The following is a 2,035-nucleotide window of genomic DNA, read 5'->3' on the forward strand; positions in this document are numbered from 1 at the left end:
CGCCTCCACCCTCCGCGCCGCACCACCGCTCCCTGCTGCTGAGCGGGGCCCGGCTCGCAGACGGCCGCTGTGTCGACGTACGGCTCGTCGGCGAGCGCATCGAGGCCGTCGGCACGGCGGGCAGCCTCGCCGCCGCGCCCGGCCCCGGGGCGGCAGGGCCGGCGGGAACGGACGGCTCGCGCGTCGACCTGACCGGCTATCTGCTGCTGCCCGCCCCCGCCGAGCCGCACGCGCACTACGACACCGCCCTCACCGCCGCCCCCGCGGCGCCCGACGGCGCGCCGTGCCCCGCGTGGGAGGACGTCCAGCGGCGCACCACGGAGGCCGCGCTGCTCCAGCTCGCCCAGGGCGCCACCGCGCTGCGCACCCATGTGCGGATCAGCGCGGTCGACGGGCTCCGCGCGCTGGAGTCCGTCCTCCAGGCCCGCAGGGCGCTGCGCGGACTGGTCGACCTGACGACCGTCGCCGTACCGCGCCTGCTCACCGGGGCGGCGGGCGCGGAGGGCCTCGCCATGCTGCGGGACGCGGTGAAGATGGGCGCGACGGCGGTCGGCGGCTGCCCCGATCTGGACCCCGACCCGGGCGGCTACACGGACGCCGTCCTCACCGTGGCCGCCGAGCACGGCTGCGCCGTCGACCTGCACACGGACGGCGGCGACCCGGCGCGGCTGGCCCGGCTCGCGGCGGCGGCGGGCGGGCTGCGGCCCGGCGTGAGCATCGGGCCGTGCGCCGGGCTGGCCCGGCTGCCGCACCAGGTCGCGCTCCGTACGGCCGACCAGTTGGCCGCCGCCGGGGTCACCGTCGTATGCCTGCCCCAGGGCAACTGCGGCGTCCTGGAGCGCCCCTCGCCCGGCGCGCCCTCCCGGGTCGCCCCGGTGCGGATCCTGTCCGCCGCCGGCGTCGCGGTGGCAGCGGGCAGCGGGGCGCTGCGCGACGCCGCGAACCCGGTCGGCCGCGGCGACCCGCTGGAGGCCGCCTATCTGCTCGCGTCGCACGGCGAGACGCCCCCCTCCCCCGATCGGCCGGGCGGAGCCCCCGGCGCGGACGGCGCCTACGCCGCGGTCAGCGCGAGCGCCCGCGCCGCGATGGGGCTGCCCCCGGTGCGGGTGGAGGCCGGCTTCCCCGCCGAGCTGCTCGCCGTGCGCGCCACCGGGATCGCGGAGGCGCTCTCCATGGCGTACAGCAGAGTCGTGGTGCACCGGGGCCGCCTGGTGGCGCGCACCAGCGCGGTACGCGAGTACCACGGCTCCGGGGCGTCCTGCGAGCTCGGCCTGCCACGCCAGTCGCAGGGCTGACACCGCGGATCCCGCGGAGCGGGGCGTACCGTCTGCGGTATGCGCACAGTCATCGCTGGTGGACACGGTCAGATCGCGCTGCGGCTGGAGCGGCTGCTCGCCGGGCGCGGGGACGAGGTGGCGGGACTCATCCGCCGCCCCGGGCAGGCGAGCGACCTGCTGTCGGCCGGTGCCGAACCCGCCGTCTGCGACCTGGAGACGGCCTCGGTCGACGAGGTCGCCCGCCATCTGCAGGGTGCGGACGCTGCGGTCTTCGCAGCGGGCGCGGGACCGGGCAGCGGCAGCGGGCGCAAGGAGACCGTCGACCGCGCGGCCGCGGTGCTCTTCGCCGACGCGGCGGAGCACGCCGGAGTACGCCGCTTCCTCGTCATCTCCTCCATGGGCGCGAACGCCGACCTGACCGAGCCGCCCGCGGGTATGGACCCGGTCTTCGCCACATACCTGCGCGCCAAGGGCGCCGCGGACGACGCCGTACGGGCCCGCCCCGCCCTCGACTGGACGGTGCTGCGCCCGGGGCGGCTCACCGACGGCCCCGGCACCGGCCGCGTCCGCCTGGCCCCCGAGACGGGCCGCGCGGACATCACCCGCGACGACGTCGCCGCGGTCCTGGTCGCCCTGCTCGACGAGCCGCGCACGACGGGCCGGACGCTGGAGCTGATCGGCGGCGACACCCCGATCCCGGACGCGGTCACGGATGTGCTGACGGGCGCGTAGCCGCACCGCTCCTCCCTCCCTCCTTC

The 2,035-nt window shown here is 78.4% G+C and carries 2 protein-coding genes; both read left to right on the forward strand.

All coding sequences use genetic code 11. The features are described from left to right. Nucleotides 1-32: 32 nt before the first annotated feature. Entirely contained in the window at nt 33-1,295 is a 1,263-nt protein-coding gene (locus G5C65_RS36210) for an amidohydrolase family protein (RefSeq protein ID WP_241266312.1), read from the forward strand. Between the two features lie 39 nt (nt 1,296-1,334). Then, complete coding sequence (locus tag G5C65_RS36215) at nt 1,335-2,009, forward strand: NAD(P)H-binding protein (RefSeq protein ID WP_165303298.1); 675 nt, start codon at nt 1,335-1,337, stop codon at nt 2,007-2,009. Nucleotides 2,010-2,035: the final 26 nt, after the last annotated feature.

Origin of the sequence: Streptomyces boncukensis (genome assembly GCF_011045075.1) — a bacterium.
In the GTDB taxonomy this organism is placed as follows: domain Bacteria; phylum Actinomycetota; class Actinomycetes; order Streptomycetales; family Streptomycetaceae; genus Streptomyces; species Streptomyces boncukensis.